Origin of the sequence: Clostridium sp. HBUAS56010, from assembly GCF_007115105.1 — a bacterium.
Lineage (GTDB): Bacteria > Bacillota > Clostridia > Lachnospirales > Lachnospiraceae > Lacrimispora.
The window spans coordinates 307035-323900 of the sequence record NZ_SULJ01000002.1 but is presented as its reverse complement, the minus strand read 5'-3'; the positions used below and the strand labels follow the sequence as shown (position 1 = coordinate 323900).

Below are 16866 nucleotides of genomic sequence, written 5' to 3'. Positions count from 1 at the left end.
ATAACAATTATGACGAATCCGGTAATAACAATTACAATGGAAAACGGCGATGTAATCAAAGCCGAGCTTTACCCAGAGGTTGCACCAAACACAGTGAACAACTTTATCAGTCTTGTTAAAAAAGGTTTTTACGATGGTTTAATTTTTCACAGAGTCATCAATGGTTTTATGATTCAGGGAGGTTGTCCTGACGGCAACGGCACTGGTGGTCCTGGTTATTCCATTAAAGGAGAATTCAGCCAGAACGGCGTGACGAATTCATTTAAGCATTCCGAAGGCGTGCTTTCCATGGCAAGAGCTATGCATCCAGATTCAGCAGGATCACAGTTCTTTATTATGCACAAAGATGCACCTCATCTTGATGGCGCTTATGCCGCATTTGGCAAAGTAACAGAAGGAATGGATATTGTGAATAAGATTGCCGATGTTAAGACGGATTATAATGACCGTCCGTTGACTGAGCAGAAGATTAAGTCCATGACCGCAGATACATTTGGGGAAGAATATCCAGAACCAGAGACCTGCTAATATGATGATGGTGGAACGGGAAATTATAATAGAAGGAAGCAAGTTTAAGATTACCGTCTCCGATGATCAGAAGGCCCTGCGGTCTGCTTATGCAGAAGGCAGGGCTGTTATTGGTTTATGGGATCAAAGATGCGGTGGACAAAGTCTTTCTCCTGCTTCTTATGTGGTGGAATCCATAGAAGATATCAATGAAGAGTTATTAGAAAGAGTGGTAAGAAGAAGGGTTGGACTACCCTGGCATATTAAAAGAACCAGCCGGCTTACCATAAGGGAATTTGTGAAGGAAGACTGGATTTCTATACCAAGGGAACCCGATGGAGGAAAAAGCGGTAAGATCTTTCTTAATCAGGATTTGCTGGGAGAGTACATCAGATGCCAATATGGTTTTTATGAGTATGGTATCTGGGCAGTTATTGATAACGAGACTGGAAGCGTAATAGGAAAAGCAGGAATTGTGCCTATGGATCCACAGGAGTGCGATCCGTTTTTTCGGATAATAGAAAAAAATGATACCCCCGTGGAACTGGGATATCATATCTTTTCAGCGTGGAGAAACAAAGGCTATGCCAAAGAAGCATGTCAGGCAATCTTAGCTTATGCAGGAGAACGGATCTCCCGTAAGGTCTATGCAAGAATAGAAGAATCTAATATTCCTTCGGTCAATCTTGCAAAAGATCTTGGATTTGTGCTTATAGACCGAACATGTAGCGGATTAAGCCAGCCGCTGTGTCTTTATGAGTGGAATTGGTCATAACGGAAAGAATAGGACCATCAATCAAAAGTCCTGTATTCTCCTGAAAACTGTCCCCATCCACCCGGATCCCTGCGGGTACTTTTTCTCCCGTTTCCGAAACAGTCACGAAGTAGATCCGGTCTTTCACCTTTTCGTATTCTTCAGGAGTCAAAAGCTGTGTTAAATCCGTAAAGCCGCCCATCTGGCCAAAATGGTCAATGGAATCCTTTCTTCCAATGATTACATCGAGTTCCTTGCTGGTTATCATGGCAGACAGCTTCGCCAGTTCTGCATAGGTAAAATCGCTCATGGCAGATTCTTCAAAGGTAAGTGACATGGAGTGATTGGCTTCAATCTTCACATCGTCGGAAAAGTTCATATACTGGCGGAAGCCTTTGTCAAAATAATCATCCGGAGAAGTGTCCGCTGTGGTTAACTGACTGTTTAACAGGACACAGTTCAGTACCGTTTCAAAACGGTTATTATATACCGTGCTTCCAATAGAGATAACAAGGAACAGAGCAGTAATTGAACCAATAATGGGAAATTTATAATATTCCCAGATATACCACAGTTTGTCCTTCAGGCTCATGTCCTTTAATTTCTGTCTCTCCGTTCGGAGGACGCTTTTCATGGTTTTGTCTTCGTAAGGGGTCATTATCTGCTCCTCTTTCTTTTTTATTCCAGATTCTTTTCTGATTATAACACAGAAAAGAAAAATAGAGAAAAAATAAATATAAATTTTTCATGAAATAAACGAGAAGGTTTGCTTTTTATTAGTAAATCCGCTATAATATCTTTGACGCTATAAGAGAAGGGGAATGACATATGTTATCTGGTTTTTTTAATTATGATAATCCGGTGTGGCGCTTTATCGGCAAATTCGGAGACTTGATACTTTTAAATATTCTGTGGGTGATATGCAGTATTCCGATCTTTACCATAGGAGCCTCTACCACAGCCGTCTATTATGTGACATTAAAGCTTGCAAGAGATGATGACGGTTACACCATAAAGTCCTTCTTTAAATCCTTTAAAGAGAACTTTAAGCAGGCAACGGTGATCTGGCTGCTCCTTTTGGTGGCAGGAGCCATTCTTGGAGTGGATCTGTATTTCTTTGCCAGAATTTATGTTGGGAATGGAACAGTAAAGACGGTGATGCTTACCGTATTTCTGGCCCTGCTGATTGTATATACAGCTATTTTTATGTATATATTCCCATTGCAGTCCAGATTTTATAATGGTGTAAAACGTACAATTTTCAATGCGTTCTTTATGTCAATCCGGCATTTATTCCGGACCATTGGCATGATCGCGATTAACGGCGCATTGCTGGCTGCCGGATTTTACTTTATGATCCCGCCCATCCTTATGATCTTTATGTTATTTGGATTCCCGCTTCTTGCATTTATAAATTCTTACATTCTGGCTCCGGTCTTTGAATTGTACATGCCAAAGACCAAACAGACGGATGACGAGCTGCGTCCTCTTTTTGGAGATGGGGAAGAACCCATAAGCAGCATTCTTATGGCAAAAGGAGATGAGAACTCTCTGGCAGATAAGAATTCTTCCATAGAAGAAGACGGTGACGAGGACATGCCGGAGAAACAGAACTAAGTCCTTTGAGAACGCTGTTGAGTATTTGTGCCATGGCATGATACGGACAGCGTTTTTTTGCTGCACTTCCATGGGTTTAATTCATACTTTGGACACGCTATGGACACAAAAAAAGGTTATACTTATGTTCCATGATGAATTGCCAGGGAGGTGGAATATGACCGAAGAAGAGTATCTCTGCTTTGTTCAGCCTTACGAGGATGCCCTTAAGAATATTCGTGTCAGAGTGGACGTACTGAATCAGGATTACAGGAGAAAGAATCAGAATTATCCGATTCATCATATTCAGCACAGGATCAAACAGAAGGAGAGTATTGAGAACAAACTTCTTCATAATGGATATGAAGTCAGTACGGATTCTGCCAGGAACTATTTGACGGATATTGCAGGAATCCGGGTTATTTGTTTTTTTGTCAGAGATATTTATGCCATCGTCAGCCTGTTAAAAAAGCAGACGGATATTGTAATCATAAAAGAGTGCGACTATATTGCTGCACCGAAGTCCAACGGATACCGGAGCTATCACATTGTGTTTGGTGTTCCCGTCTACCATACAGACGGGATGGAATACTATCCGGTTGAAATTCAGTTAAGAACCATGTCCATGGATTTGTGGGCGAGTATGGAGCATCGGATCTGTTACAAAGGAAAACAGGACAACGGTGCCAGGGAAGCATTTAAGGCATATGCAGAAACTCTACGAGACATGGAAGAGGGAATGGAAGCGTTATTATAACTCCGGCATAACGATTGCCGGAGTTTTCGCGTTAAAAGAATAACGCTTGTATTTTTATATGATTGAGTATATAATAAATACTGTATACAAAAAAATGAAAAAATACAATTTTATTTACAAAAAGTGAGGGCTGTTTGCCTATGATAAGACATCTGGGATTAAAAGCATATGGGAAAATTAATCTGGGGCTTGATGTTTTGGGAAAACGGGAAGACGGATACCACGATGTGCGCATGATCATGCAGACTGTGGGCCTTTATGATAAGATCGATATATACCTGAAGGAGACACCGGGGATTGAGATCGTAACGAATCTATATTATCTGCCTGTAAATGAGAACAATCTGGTGTATAAGGCAGCACGGCTGCTCATGGATGAATTCCATGTTGCCCATGGCATACGGATTCATTTAAAAAAGTTCATCCCTGTTTCTGCCGGAATGGCAGGAGGAAGCAGTGATGCAGCAGCCGTTTTGTTCGGAGTTAATAAGATGTTTCAGCTTGGTCTTACAAGAGAGGAACTGATGGAACGGGGCTTAAAGATTGGTGCGGATGTTCCGTACTGTGTGATGAGGGGAACGGTTCTGTCCGAGGGAATCGGAGAGATTCTGACGCCTCTTCCTGATATGCCCCAGTGTCAGGTGCTGATTGCAAAGCCGGCGGTAAGTGTGTCTACGAAGTTTGTTTATGAACATCTTGACGCGGCAGGATTAAGACCAGAAGATCATCCCGATATTGATGGAATGATTGGGGCAATTAAGAGCCACAGCATCCATCAGGTGGCAAGGCGCCTGGGGAATGTTCTTGAGACAGTTACGATTCCTGAATATCCAGTCATTGCACAGATCAAGGACCGAATGAAGGAATTGGGAGCGGTGAACGCATTGATGAGCGGAAGCGGACCTACTGTTTTTGGTATTTTTGTTAATCCAAAAGCAGCGGAAAACGCCTATGAGGAACTGCGTTACGGTGAGAGCCAGAATCTGGCAAAGCAAGTATACTTAACTAATTTTTACAACACCAAGGAGGTTACTAATGAGCAATGATCTAAAGGTTGATATGAATGAATATCTGCCGCTTCGTGATGTGGTCTTCAACACCCTGCGACAGGCAATATTAAAAGGAGAGCTGGCACCAGGAGAGCGTCTGATGGAGATTCAGCTTGCGGAACGCCTTGGCGTGAGCCGGACTCCTATCCGGGAAGCGATCCGGAAGCTGGAACTTGAAGGACTGGTTCTCATGATTCCAAGAAAGGGTGCGGAAGTTGCGAAGATTTCTGAGAAGAGTTTAAGGGATGTGTTAGAGGTCCGCAGATCCTTAGAAGAACTTGCCATTGAGCTGGCGTGTCAGCGTATGCTTCCTGACGAGGTAGAAGAACTGTATAAGAGACAGGAAGAGTTTAAGAATGCGCTGTTAAGTGGAAGTGCCATGGAGATTGCGGAGACAGATGAAGCCTACCATGATGTGATATATAAAAGCACCTGCAACGACAGGCTGGTCCAGATGATTAATAATTTAAGAGAGCAGATGTACCGCTATCGTCTGGAATACATCAAAGATGAAGAAAAACGTCAGGTTTTATTGCTGGAACATAACAATATATTAGATGCAGTTTCAAACCGCCGGGTAGAAGATGCAAAGCTTGCGATGAGAGAACATATTGATAATCAGGAGATCACTGTTTTAAGAAATATCAAGGAAAATGAATAGGATAAGGAGTTTTTCATGACATTTAAAGAAAAATATCTGGCTGGTGAGATCCAGTTCGAAGAGATTGATGATTATATTGAAGAATGGAATAAAAACACAACTTCCCAGACTCTTGCCGGTTTTTTAGGGCTTAATGGAGAGGAAGAAGATATATGGATTGAGGACAGTGACGAAGCATTAAAGGAGTATCTGGACAAAGAAAAATAAAGTATTGAGAAAAATTCTAAAATAACTATAACCGTTCTTGACAAGGTGACAACGTGTCATTATAATAAATGACATGTTGTCACCTTTGCGTTTTTTTGGGGTATTTTATCGGGGCTGTAATGCAAATCCTCAAACAGGCAGTTTTTAGATACGCACCAGGGGAAAAAGAAAGAGAGGTGAAAATAGTGCCTACGGAACGATTTTATAACCTTCCGGATGAAAAAAAGAAGGCCATACGGGATGCTGCCATGGAGGAATTTATCTGTGCCCCATTTGAAAAAGCTTCTATTAATAAAATTATAAAAAGTGCTGGAATCTCAAGGGGCAGTTTTTATACATATTTTGAGGATAAACATGATGTACTATCCTATATTTTTGAAGATGCAGCAGAGAACTTTGAGAAATTGTGGGCGGAGAATGTAAAAAGGAATCACGGAAACCTGTGGAAGACCATGCTGTCGTTTATGGATGAAAGTGTATTTAAGACAAAAGAAAAATTTGTACAGCTTGCAAAGAATATTGTGGACAGTGTACAGGTGTACGGGGTGACAAATGGCCTGTCAACAAGTGTCTCACCAAGGCAGTATTCTCTGCTGTTGGCAATGTATGATTCCATTGACAAATCTGATTTTAAAGATCAGACCATAGAGACCTTTGGAATGATCCTATATATGATATTTTTTGAAATTGGAAAAGGTCTGGAGTGGTATTATTCCCATCCGGAAGATAAGGAAAAAATTAAGAAAATTTTAGCGAAAAAATTAGATATTCTACAATGTGGAATTTGTAAACAGGAAGTAGAATTAGAATGTGATAAAAGGAGTGCACTATGACAAAGAAAAATATCATAAAGATTGCAGGTTCCGTTGTTGTGATCGTTGCAGTGGCGGGACTGATTCTCTTTCGGGTTCTGGGCGGAGATAAGGAACAGATTGTGGCAGAAGCGCCGCCTGTTATAACCGTAGTGAAGCCCGAAAACCGTACCATAGAAGTGAGCAGCGACCTGATTGGAACCATTGAGCCGGACAGCATTGTTTATGTAACACCTCTTGGTTCCGGTGAGATCACAGCCGTGAATGTCCAGACCGGAGATATGGTGAGTGCCGGACAACTGCTTTGTGTGATTGATACCAAACAGGTAGAGAGTTCCAGGATCACTGCTGAGACAGCAAGGATCAGCTATGAAGATGCCAGAAAGAATCTGGACCGTTATACCGTTCTCTATCAGGCGGGTGATGTGGCTGAGGCAGATTATCAGTCCCTGGTTGACAAAGTAGAGCTTGCAAAGCTTCAATATGAGAATGCAAAGATCGCTTATAACATTCAGATGGAAAGCAGTCAGGTTACAGCTCCCATTGCAGGACGGGTAGAAAGCTTAAATGTCAAGGTTCATGACATGGTTTCTGCTCAGACCAATCTTTGTGTCATCTCAGGAGAAGGCGGAAAAGCAGTCACTTTTTATGTCCCTGAACGAATTGTGAATGGCATAAAGACAGGGGATACCATTAAAATTGAGAAAAATGGCACAGATCATGTTGCAGCCATCACAGAAGTCAGCTCCATGATTGATCAGACCAGCGGTTTATTTAAAGTAAAAGCGTCTGTTCCAGATGGCAATTCACTGGCAACCGGAACCTCTGTGAAGCTTTCTGTTGTCTCTCAAAAGGCAGATAATGTGTTATCCGTACCGGTAGACAGCATTTACTATGAAGGCGGCAATCCTTTTGTTTATACATACATTGATGGAAAACTCAAGAAGAATCCTGTTGCATTAGGCATTACAGACAGTAGTTTTGCTGAGGTGAAAGAAGGAGTCAGCGAACAGGATCAGGTGGTTGCGACATGGACCAGTGAATTATATGATGGTTCAGTTGTAAATCTTGCAGCAGACAGCAGCGGACAGGAAGCAGGAAAAGAGACACCAGAGAGTAAGGCTGAGACGGAAGAGACTGCATCAGAGACTTCCGGAGCAGTTCAGTAAGGGGGCGTAGATATGGGAATAACCAAACTTGCCTTAAAACGCCCTATAACCATAATCTTAGGAGTGCTGTGTCTGATCGTTTTTGGTTTATCTTCTGTCTTATCTTCAAAATTAGAGTTGATTCCAGAGATGAACTATCCAATCCTGATTGTCAGCAGTATTTATCAGGGAGCCAGTCCAAACGATGTGAATGATCTGGTATCAAAACCAATTGAAGACGAGGTTGGAACGCTTTCCGGAATTAAGCATGTGCAGTCTACTTCCAGAGAGAATGTTTCCATCGTTATGCTTCAATATGAATACGGCACCAATATGGATAAAGCCTATTCTGATTTGAAAAAGAAGATTGATAATATAAAGCTTCCTGATGATGTAAAAACACCAGGTATTATGGAGGTTGATATCAATGCCAGACCGGTAATGACTCTGGCTGTAAACGATCCGACCCAGGAGAATCTTTATAATTATGTAAAGAATGATATTATTCCTGATTTTGAGAAGATCAGTTCGGTTGCCAGTATTGCCACCAGCGGCGGGCAGGAAGGGTATGTCAGAGTCCGGATTAGCCCTGAAAAGCTGAATCAGTACCATTTAACCATGGATTCTATCACCCAGTCCATTCAGTCGGCTGACTTTATATATCCTTCTGGCTCCACAGGAGTGGGAAATCGGAAACTGGCTGTCAGCACTTCGGTAGAAGTTAATAATGTAGATCAATTAAAGAAAGTTCCGATTGTAGCCGGAAAAGGGAAAACGATTTACTTAGAGGATATTGCAGACATTGAGTCAACTGTTAAGAAGCAGGAAGCAATCGGGCGCTATAATGGAAAGGATACGATTACCTTATCCGTGAATAAGCAGCAGAAAAACAGTGCCATCGAAGTATCCAAAGAAGTAAATAAAACCATACAGACCTTAAAGCAGGATCATAAGAATCTGGATGTGGTTGTTATTGAAGATACCAGTAATAATATCAAAGATTCCCTTTACAGCGTTATGGAAACCATGATTCTGGCAGTTGTTATATCTATGGTCATTATCTTCCTGTTCTTCGGTGATATTAAGGCATCTTTGATTGTAGGAAGCTCCATTCCTGTTTCCATTCTGGTGGCGCTGATTCTGATGTCAGTCATGGGATTTTCCATGAACATGATCACCATGAGTGCAATTGTACTGGGCGTGGGAATGATGGTAGATGACTCCATCGTTGTGCTGGAAAGTTGTTTCAGGTCACAGAGCGGTACGGATTTTGAAGGTTCCGCAATCCAGGGAACGAAAACCGTACTCCAGTCCATTCTGGGCGGTACGATTACCAAGTGTGTTGTATTCATTCCGCTGGTATTCCTTGCAGGTATGACAGGGCAGATCTTTAAGCCATTGGGATATACGATTATATTCTGTATGATGGCATCCCTGATCTCTTCCATGACCATCGTTCCCCTTTGCTATACCAGATACCGTCCGTTAGAGAAACATAATTCACCCCTTGGAAAGGTGGTAACTGCACTTCAGCACGGTTATCGTACGCTGATTGGGAAGCTGCTTGACAGAAAGGCAATGGTAATTCTTGTTTCGGTTCTGCTTCTGGTTGTTTCCTTTGTTTTGGCAGGCAAGTTGGGGCTGGAGCTGATGCCGGAGACAGACCAGGGAACCATAACGGTTACAACCAAAGTCAAACCAGGTCTTAAAATAGAAGAGGTTGATAAGATTTTACAAAAGGTAGAAGCAATTGCCGCTGGTGAAAAGGACTTGGAATCCTATACACTTACCTATGGCGGCGATGCAGTGTCACTGGAAAGTACAACCGATGCAACGCTGACCGCATATTTAAAACCAGACAGATCACTTTCCACCAGACAGGTGGTGAATAAATGGAAAAAAGAGATGGGGCAGCTTCCGGATGGCAATATCAGTGTTCGTTCTTCATCTGGTATGTCCATGTCTCAGAGCAGCAATGATTTTGAAGTGATTTTAAAAGGTCCCCAGCTTGAGGGATTAAAGCATACAGCAGATCAGCTTGTATCAGAACTGACCAGCCGTCCAGAACTGATTAAAGTTCATTCCGATCTTGAAAATGCAGCCCCTGTTATTAAAGTAAAAGTTGACCCCATTAAAGCAGCGGCAGAAGGAATCGCTCCGGTGTCTGTAGGTGGTATGTTAAACCGCATGCTCAGTGGAGTGGAAGCAACCAAATTTGATCAGGATGGACAGGAGATTACAGTAAAAGTAGAATATCCTGATGATTCCTATGATACCCTTGATAAAGTAGAAGGAATTATGATCCCCAGTACTACCGGAGGTTCTGTATCCATTACAGACATTGCCTCCATTGGTTATGAAGACAGCCCTTCGACAATTACAAGAAAAAACAAACAGTTTCAGGTTACTGTAACCGGATCTTTTACTGATAAAGTAAAGACGGAAAAGGAGAAACAGGCAGCGATCAAGGATATGAATGACCATGTGGTAAGCAAATATCTAAATGATACCATTACCAGAGGTTTGAACAGTGAAGCAGAATCCATGAATGAAGAACTTGGCGGTTTATTTCTTGCAATTGCAACAGCCATTTTCCTTGTATTTGTAGTTTTGGCAGCTCAGTTTGAGTCTCCGGTGTTCTCTCTTATGGTTATGGTTACAATTCCGTTTAGTTTTATCGGAGCCTTTGGACTAATGCTTATTACCAATGTCAGCATTAGTATGACGTCCATGCTGGGATTTCTTGTATTAATCGGAACAGTTTTGAACTCAGGTATTTTGTATGTAGACTGCGCCAATCAGTTCCATGAAACCATGGACGTGCGGAGTGCAGTAATCGAAGCGGGATTTACCCGGCTCAGACCAATTCTTATGACAGCCCTCATTGCCATTCTTTCCTTGATTCCTCTTGCAAGAGGAGCGGGAGAAAATGGAGAGATTATGCAGGGGCTGGCGTTGGTTAATATTGGAGGTCTTGCGTCCTCCACACTCCTGTCTCTTTTGGTGCTTCCGGTTCTTTATTCTATTATGAGCCGGAAAAAAGAGAAGAAAGCAACTGTTAATGAAGAATCATCGGTAGAAACCGTCCAGTAAGGAGGATGAAAGATGAGAAAATGGAAACAGATCAGTGCGTGCTGCCTCGCGGCAGTGCTGGCTGCTTCGGCACCGGCATCTACAGTGTGGGCAGTTAGTCCTGAGTTTGCCAGAACCCCTGAGGAATGGGCAAGGCTCAAAGATAATGTGATGGAATATGAAGAATTAAGCGATCTGATTCATGAATATAACACAACGGTTCAAAAAAACCAGTTGGATATTAATGACAAGAAAAAAGACAACAAGATTACCAGTGATCAGTATGCCCAGTATTACCGGGATGCAGCAAGTGATGCCAGAAGTGCCATGACAGGGGATAGCCCTATATCTGATGCCCAAAGTGCAGTTGCAGCAGATCAGGCAGATCAGGCGGCAGACCGGAATGTAGAGGATTTAATGGTTCACCAGCTTACCTATGACCAGCAGGAGGCAAACCTGGTGGCATCGGCACAGTCCTCTATGGTATCTTATTTCCAGCAAACGTATGAACTGGATGCGGCCAGAGCCAATCTTGAATTTTTAGAAGCTCAGTACCAGTCAGCTTTGGTAAAGCAGAGTGCAGGAATGGCAACCCAGTCTGATGTTCTGGCGGCAAAAGAAAGTGTCCAGAGTGCCCAGGCTTCCATTGAAAAGTTAACTGGTTCCATAGAAGAAACGAGACAGAAGTTATGTATTATGCTTGGCTGGAAATATAATGACAGCCCCGAGATTAAAGATATTCCTTCCATTGATATGGAACGGCTTGCATCATTAAATCCGGAAGCAGACAGAGAAGAAGCGCTTGCCAATAACTATACATTGAAGATTAACAAGAGAAAACTGCAAAATGCCACCGCTGAGATCACCAAAAGCACATTAAACCGCACGATCTCCAGCAATGAACAGAATATTAATTCGGATTTGACCAAGAACTATCAGGCGGTTCTGCAGGCAAAGGCATCTTATGACCAGTCCATGGCTGACTTTGAACTGGAAAGTAAAAATATGGACACGGCTGAGCGGAAATTACAGATCGGCACTTTAAGCAGACTGGATTATTTAAAACAGAAGAATGCGTTTCATTCGAAAGATTTTTCTGTAAAAAAGGCACAACTGGATTTATTTCAGGCAGTTCAGAACTATTACAACGCAGTAAAAGGGCTGGCTTCGGCAGGAGGCTGATGATATGAGAAATAAAAATATTTTACCTGTTTTTATGGCAGCATTACTGACTGTGGCAGCACCCCTGTCCGTTTATGGAGACGTCGGTCCCGGTCAGGCACAGAATACCATACCAGAAGGGGTGACCCAGGAACAGTGGGACCGGTTAAATGACCAGACCATTGAATTTGAGGAGCTTTCTGATTTGGTGAGATACTTTAATCCGGATTATCAGAATACGGCGGCATCTCTCATTGTGAATGTAGATAATATAGAATATATATATAAGGAAATGAGAGGCTATATCAAGGATCTGGAGGATGATGCCCAGGCTCTTAAAGACTCTGATGAAATTAATACAAAAGATGGAATTGAGAAATATATGATGCTTAGTGGAACTGCAAAAGGATTGAAATCACAGGCGGAGAAAACACAAAGATCATTAAAACAGATAAAACAGTCCAATTCCAGCATTAATTTTAATCTGACTCATATATCCAGGCAGTTTGAATACTATGCAGATCAGGTTATGATCGGTTACAATAGTGCGGCTGCAAATCAGGCGCTGCTTCAAAAAGTAGTAGAATTAAGCAATGCGGCATACGAAGCCCAGGAGCTGGGAAAAAGGATTGGTACAGCAACAGAGGGCGATGTCCTTTCCGCAAAGAAAGAATTGCTGTCAGCCCAGTCCTCTCTTTTGAGTCTGACTCATACGGTTGATGGATTACAGCGTTCTCTGGGACTTATGACTGGCTATTCCGCAGATTCAAAACCAGTGATTGGAGGACTTCCTCAACTGGATATGCAGGAAGTAAGTTCCCTTGATCTGGAAGGTGACACGGCAAAAGCAATAAACAACAATTACAATGTCATTGACCTGCGCCGTGGTTCCTCTGGCAAGACTACCAAAGGAATGGAGAATAAGCAGACCAGTGTCTCTGAAGCGGAACAGGGAGTAGCAATCTCCATGCAGTCATTCTATCAGCAGATAAAGCAGGCAAAGACCGCATATGATGCGGCATGTACATCTTATGAGAAGGCGACTCTGGACAAAGGAAAAGCAGAGCGGGCATTCCAGATGGGCATGTTAAGCAAGATTGCCTATCTGCAGTCCCAAATGGCATATTTACAGGCAGAGGGAGAGAAGCAAAGCGCTTATAACACTCTTTTTCAGGCATATGATGCTTATCAGTGGGCAATAAAAGGAATCATTATGGATTCTGAACAATAGGCTTTTTATTCTTTACCAGCAGATCAGCCACTTTCAGGCGAATATGGATCTTTGGACTTTCTTTTATGAGTTTATTATAATCTGCTGAATCAATGGATTCCCGAAGAATCTCTTTGGAGGTATCCGGAACAACTGCATAAGAAGAATCCACAAAACAGAGCGGAGGATAAAGGACACACCACCAGTTGCGGCCTTTGCCTTCGCCTATTTTTACCCGGACAGCTTCGTATGTTCCGCAGGGGAATACCATATCGCCATAGGTTTTGGTAGGAAAATAGGTGTTGGACAGTTCCATATGTGCGGGATAGTCATATCCCAGGGTTTTCATGTACATTTCTGCGTCCTGCTCCAGTTCCTCTTTGTGCAGCCGGATGTATTTTTTTGTCTCTTCTAACGAAGCATTTTCTCCCATCTCTTCATATATTGTGTTTAAGAGCATGGTGCGTACTTTTAATTTTAAATTCTGATCTTCTGTGGTGTCACTGTTTGCCAGAACATGAAAACGAAGAATTTCCGGTGCGATGCGTGCTGCTAAAGCTTCATCGTCATTCCTTCCTTCAGCCATGGAAAACAAAAGTGCAAGCAATAAGCATGTAATACATAAGAATAAATCACGTTTCTGTTTCATAGGGGTTCTCCTTTTTTTTGGAATCTATTTGTAATTGTAACCATATGTGCTATAATATAAACGCTGTAAAATCAAGAAATTGGTGAGGAGAAAGAAATGGACAAAAAAAGTGCGGTTGTTTTGTTCGGCGGACAGTCATCGGAGCATATTGTTTCCTGCATGTCTGTACTCAATGTCATTAACCATATCAATAAAGAAAAATATGATTTACTTCTGATCGGGATCACAGAGGAAGGCCGCTGGATCAAGACCAATTCTATAGAAGAGATTGAAGACGGTACATGGAAAGGGGGCAGTGTTTCAGCCATATTATCTCCGGATGCGACCATGAAAGGGGTAATCCTTTTAGAAGGAACCAGGGCAGAACTGGTGCATGCTGATGTGGTATTTCCCGTTCTTCACGGACTGTTTGGAGAAGACGGAACCATTCAGGGTCTGCTGGACCTGGCAGGTATCCCTTATGTGGGCTGCGGAGTCCTGGCATCCGCCGTATCCATGGATAAATTATATACAAAGATTATTGTAGATGATCTGGGTGTGAAGCAGGCAGATTATGTGGCTGTTATGCGCCATGAATTAGGTGATTTAGACCCTGTGGCAGATAAGGTGGAGAAAAAGTTTTCTTATCCCGTATTTGTAAAGCCTTCCAATGCAGGCTCTTCCAAAGGGGTCAGCAGAGCCAATGACAGAAAAGAGCTGAAGAATGCTCTTTTATTGGCAGGAGAGCATGACCGCAAGATTCTGGTGGAAGAGATGATTGTAGGACGCGAGATCGAATGTGCTGTATTTGGAGAAGGGAACAATCTTCCGGAGGCATCTGGAGTTGGCGAGATCCTTGCAGCAGCAGAATTTTATGATTTTGACGCCAAATACTATAATTCTGATTCCAAGACGGTGGTAAATCCTGAACTTCCGGGTGGAGCTGCCGAAAAGGTAAGAGAAGCTGCAAAAGCTGTCTTTCAGGCAGTTGACGGTTATGGTCTTGCAAGAGTGGATTTTTTCGTAAAAGCAGACGGAACCGTTATATTTAACGAAATCAATACCATGCCAGGCTTCACTGCAATCAGCATGTATCCCATGCTGTGGGAAGCGGCAGGTGTAACAAAAGGGGAACTGGTTGACCGGTTAATGGAATCTGCTATGAACCGCTGCCAGCAATAAAGGAGATAAGATGGCAGATAGAAATTCACCCATTGGAGTCTTTGACTCTGGTGTAGGAGGACTTACCGTAGCCAGGGAGATTATGAGGCAGATTCCTGATGAAAGAATTATCTATTTTGGGGATACAGCCAGACTTCCATATGGAAGCAAATCAAGTGACACCATTATCCGCTATACCAGGCAGAACATCCGTTTTTTGCTGGACCAGGATGTAAAGGCAATTGTCATTGCCTGCAATACGGCGACTGCGTTTGCTCTGGAGACTGTGGAGAAAGAGTTGGATATTCCCATTATCGGTGTTATTCATGCAGGTGCAAAGACTGCCATAGAGTCCACACGGAATGGCAAGATTGGAATAATCGGAACAGAAGGAACCATACGAAGCGGTGTGTATACCAGAGTTATGAAGAAAATGAAGGATGATATAGAAGTGATCGGCAAAGCATGTCCTCTTTTTGTTCCTCTGGTAGAAGAAGGATTGCTTCACGATTCCGTCACCGACGAGATCGCTTCCCGGTATTTAAGCGAACTAAAAGGAAAGTTTATTGATACCCTGGTACTTGGCTGTACCCATTATCCCTTGCTTCGTTCCACTGTTGGAAGGCTTATGGGACCGGAGGTAAAACTTGTAAACCCGGCTTATGAGACTGCTTTGGAGTTAAAGCAGATTTTAGGGGAAGCAGAGCTGTTCTGTGACAGAAAAGAGGAGTTTCAGGAACGGTACAGCTTTTATGTCAGTGATCTGGCAGAGAAGTTTACCGATTTTGCAGCTTCCATTCTTCCGGGACAGGTAAAAGAGACGAAACAGATAAATATCGAACAGTTCTAAAGGAGCTTACTATGACAAGAGATGTACTAATCAGCATAAGCGGAATGCAGATTGTGTCAGAAGATAATCATACGGTTGAGATGATTACCTCAGGAGATTATTTTCTGAAGAATGGCAATCACTACATTCTTTATGATGAGATACAAGAGGGCGAGGAAGGTGTTATAAAAAATACCATCAAGATCACCCCTTCCGGTCTCGATATCATAAAACGGGGAAGTTCCAGTGTTCATATGACTTTTGAGCAGGATAAAAAGAACATTGCCTGTTATGCAACTCCCTATGGGGAACTTATGATAGGAATTCATACCAATAAGATTGAACTTGTTGAGGAGGAAGACCGGTTAAAAGTTCATGTGGCTTATTCCCTGGATATTAATTACCAGCACGTTTCTGAATGTGATATTGACCTTGATATTCATTCCAGGGCGTCGGCTGAGATTGACCTGCTAAATTAAAAAAAGCTGCATGGCGACGAATCATCGTTGCCATGCAGCTTTTTTAATTTAAGAGATTATCCAATTATCTTATTATAGTTATCAGCAACTGCTTTCCAGTCAACAACACTGAAAAATGCTTTAATATAATCCGCTCTTAAGTTCTTATATTTTAAATAATAAGCATGTTCCCATACATCAATGCCTAAGATCGGAACGTATCCCTTGCCTTCCATCAGAGGGTTGTCCTGATTGGCGCTGGAAGAAAGAATTAAATCCCCTTCCTTATTGGCTGACAACCAGCCCCAGCCAGAACCAAACTGTCCGGCGGCCAGACCGCTTAATTTTGATTGGAAATCAGAAAAGCTGCCGAATGCCTTTGTTAGTTTGCTGCCAAGTTCTCCTTGGGGTTCTCCGCCGCCATCAGGGCTCATTGTGGAGAAATAAAGATTGTGGTTATAAAACCCACCTCCGTTGTTACGAATTGCCTTTCGCAGAGCCTCGTCGGAGATGCTGTCAAGGGAAGAGAGAAGAGCAGTGATTTCTTTGTCTTCAATTCCTGCCTTTGAAACGGCATCATTTAGATTCTTTGTATAAGCTGCATGATGCTTGGAGTAATGTGTCTCCATTGTGAGAGCATCAATATGGGGTTCTAAAGCGTCATATGCGTATGGAAGTTTGATTTGATTATACATAATTAAGTTCTCCTTTCGTACTATCTAAAGTTCATTATTTCTTTAAGTTTATATTTTTAAGTTTGTATAAAAGACTGGTTAGTTAAAACTAACTTATCTATGACTTGATTATATCATGAGATTATAAAATGTCAAGTATATTTTAAATAATTTTACTTGAA

Annotated in this window: 18 protein-coding genes; 15 read left to right on the top strand and 3 right to left on the bottom strand. The window is 42.3% G+C overall.

The window, feature by feature from the left end; all coding sequences use genetic code 11:
* Positions 1-9 precede the first annotated feature (9 nt).
* Complete coding sequence (locus FAY33_RS06170; RefSeq protein WP_143319896.1) at positions 10-528, top strand: peptidylprolyl isomerase; 519 nt, start codon at positions 10-12, stop codon at positions 526-528.
* Entirely contained in the window at positions 494-1282 is a 789-nt protein-coding gene (locus FAY33_RS06165) for a GNAT family N-acetyltransferase (protein ID WP_185967512.1), read from the top strand. Before FAY33_RS06170 ends, FAY33_RS06165 begins: the two co-directional genes overlap by 35 nt.
* Here FAY33_RS06165 and FAY33_RS06160 read toward each other — a convergent pair.
* A complete protein-coding gene (locus FAY33_RS06160) occupies positions 1218-1919 on the bottom strand; it encodes a hypothetical protein (RefSeq protein ID WP_143319893.1) in 702 nt (233 codons plus the stop codon). The genes FAY33_RS06165 and FAY33_RS06160 overlap by 65 nt on opposite strands.
* Positions 1920-2089: 170 nt before the next feature.
* On the opposite strand from FAY33_RS06160, the gene FAY33_RS06155 reads away from it, so the two are divergent.
* The 10 genes from FAY33_RS06155 (at position 2090) to FAY33_RS06110 (ending at position 12955) form a co-directional block, all read left to right on the top strand.
* Positions 2090-2878 (top strand): YesL family protein, encoded by a 789-nt coding sequence (locus FAY33_RS06155; RefSeq protein WP_143319892.1) that lies wholly within the window; start codon positions 2090-2092, stop codon positions 2876-2878.
* Between the two features lie 157 nt (positions 2879-3035).
* Complete coding sequence (locus tag FAY33_RS06150; protein ID WP_143319891.1) at positions 3036-3614, top strand: (p)ppGpp synthetase; 579 nt, start codon at positions 3036-3038, stop codon at positions 3612-3614.
* A 140-nt stretch (positions 3615-3754) separates the two neighbouring features.
* Positions 3755-4660 carry a 4-(cytidine 5'-diphospho)-2-C-methyl-D-erythritol kinase gene (gene ispE / locus FAY33_RS06145; protein WP_143319889.1) on the top strand — a complete coding sequence of 302 codons (906 nt, stop codon included), beginning with the start codon at positions 3755-3757 and terminating at the stop codon, positions 4658-4660.
* Positions 4650-5324 (top strand): GntR family transcriptional regulator, encoded by a 675-nt coding sequence (locus FAY33_RS06140; RefSeq protein ID WP_143319888.1) that lies wholly within the window; start codon positions 4650-4652, stop codon positions 5322-5324. The genes ispE and FAY33_RS06140 overlap by 11 nt, the downstream gene beginning before the upstream one ends.
* Positions 5325-5339: 15 nt before the next feature.
* The gene (locus FAY33_RS06135; RefSeq protein WP_143319887.1) at positions 5340-5531 is read left to right on the top strand and encodes a hypothetical protein; all 192 of its coding nucleotides are present in this window, start codon (positions 5340-5342) and stop codon (positions 5529-5531) included.
* Positions 5532-5716: 185 nt separating this feature from the next.
* Positions 5717-6364 (top strand): TetR family transcriptional regulator, encoded by a 648-nt coding sequence (locus FAY33_RS06130; RefSeq protein ID WP_143319885.1) that lies wholly within the window; start codon positions 5717-5719, stop codon positions 6362-6364.
* Positions 6361-7512 (top strand): efflux RND transporter periplasmic adaptor subunit, encoded by a 1152-nt coding sequence (locus tag FAY33_RS06125; RefSeq protein WP_143319884.1) that lies wholly within the window; start codon positions 6361-6363, stop codon positions 7510-7512. The genes FAY33_RS06130 and FAY33_RS06125 overlap by 4 nt, the downstream gene beginning before the upstream one ends.
* Before the next feature lie 12 nt (positions 7513-7524).
* Positions 7525-10584: an efflux RND transporter permease subunit gene (locus tag FAY33_RS06120; protein WP_143319882.1), complete on the top strand. Its 3060-nt coding sequence runs from the start codon at positions 7525-7527 to the stop codon at positions 10582-10584.
* A 12-nt stretch (positions 10585-10596) separates the two neighbouring features.
* Positions 10597-11745 carry a TolC family protein gene (locus tag FAY33_RS06115; protein WP_143319881.1) on the top strand — a complete coding sequence of 383 codons (1149 nt, stop codon included), beginning with the start codon at positions 10597-10599 and terminating at the stop codon, positions 11743-11745.
* Positions 11746-11749: 4 nt separating this feature from the next.
* Entirely contained in the window at positions 11750-12955 is a 1206-nt protein-coding gene (locus FAY33_RS06110) for a TolC family protein (RefSeq protein WP_143319879.1), read from the top strand.
* Here FAY33_RS06110 and spoIIR read toward each other — a convergent pair.
* The gene (spoIIR, locus tag FAY33_RS06105) at positions 12936-13583 is read right to left on the bottom strand and encodes a stage II sporulation protein R (protein ID WP_143319878.1); all 648 of its coding nucleotides are present in this window, start codon (positions 13581-13583) and stop codon (positions 12936-12938) included. The genes FAY33_RS06110 and spoIIR overlap by 20 nt on opposite strands.
* A 96-nt stretch (positions 13584-13679) precedes the next feature.
* On the opposite strand from spoIIR, the gene FAY33_RS06100 reads away from it, so the two are divergent.
* From FAY33_RS06100 to FAY33_RS06090, 3 genes are read left to right on the top strand one after another with little or no spacing between them, the layout of a single operon-like run.
* Positions 13680-14744: a D-alanine--D-alanine ligase family protein gene (locus tag FAY33_RS06100; protein ID WP_143319877.1), complete on the top strand. Its 1065-nt coding sequence runs from the start codon at positions 13680-13682 to the stop codon at positions 14742-14744.
* 10 nt (positions 14745-14754) lie between these two features.
* Positions 14755-15573, top strand: a complete 819-nt coding sequence (gene murI, locus FAY33_RS06095; protein WP_143319876.1) for a glutamate racemase — start codon at positions 14755-14757, stop codon at positions 15571-15573.
* Between the two features lie 11 nt (positions 15574-15584).
* A complete protein-coding gene (locus FAY33_RS06090) occupies positions 15585-16031 on the top strand; it encodes a DUF1934 domain-containing protein (protein ID WP_143319875.1) in 447 nt (148 codons plus the stop codon).
* A gap of 56 nt (positions 16032-16087) precedes the next feature.
* Here the strand turns inward: FAY33_RS06090 and FAY33_RS06085 are convergent, their stop codons facing one another.
* Entirely contained in the window at positions 16088-16705 is a 618-nt protein-coding gene (locus tag FAY33_RS06085) for a superoxide dismutase (RefSeq protein ID WP_143319874.1), read from the bottom strand.
* Positions 16706-16866 lie beyond the last annotated feature (161 nt).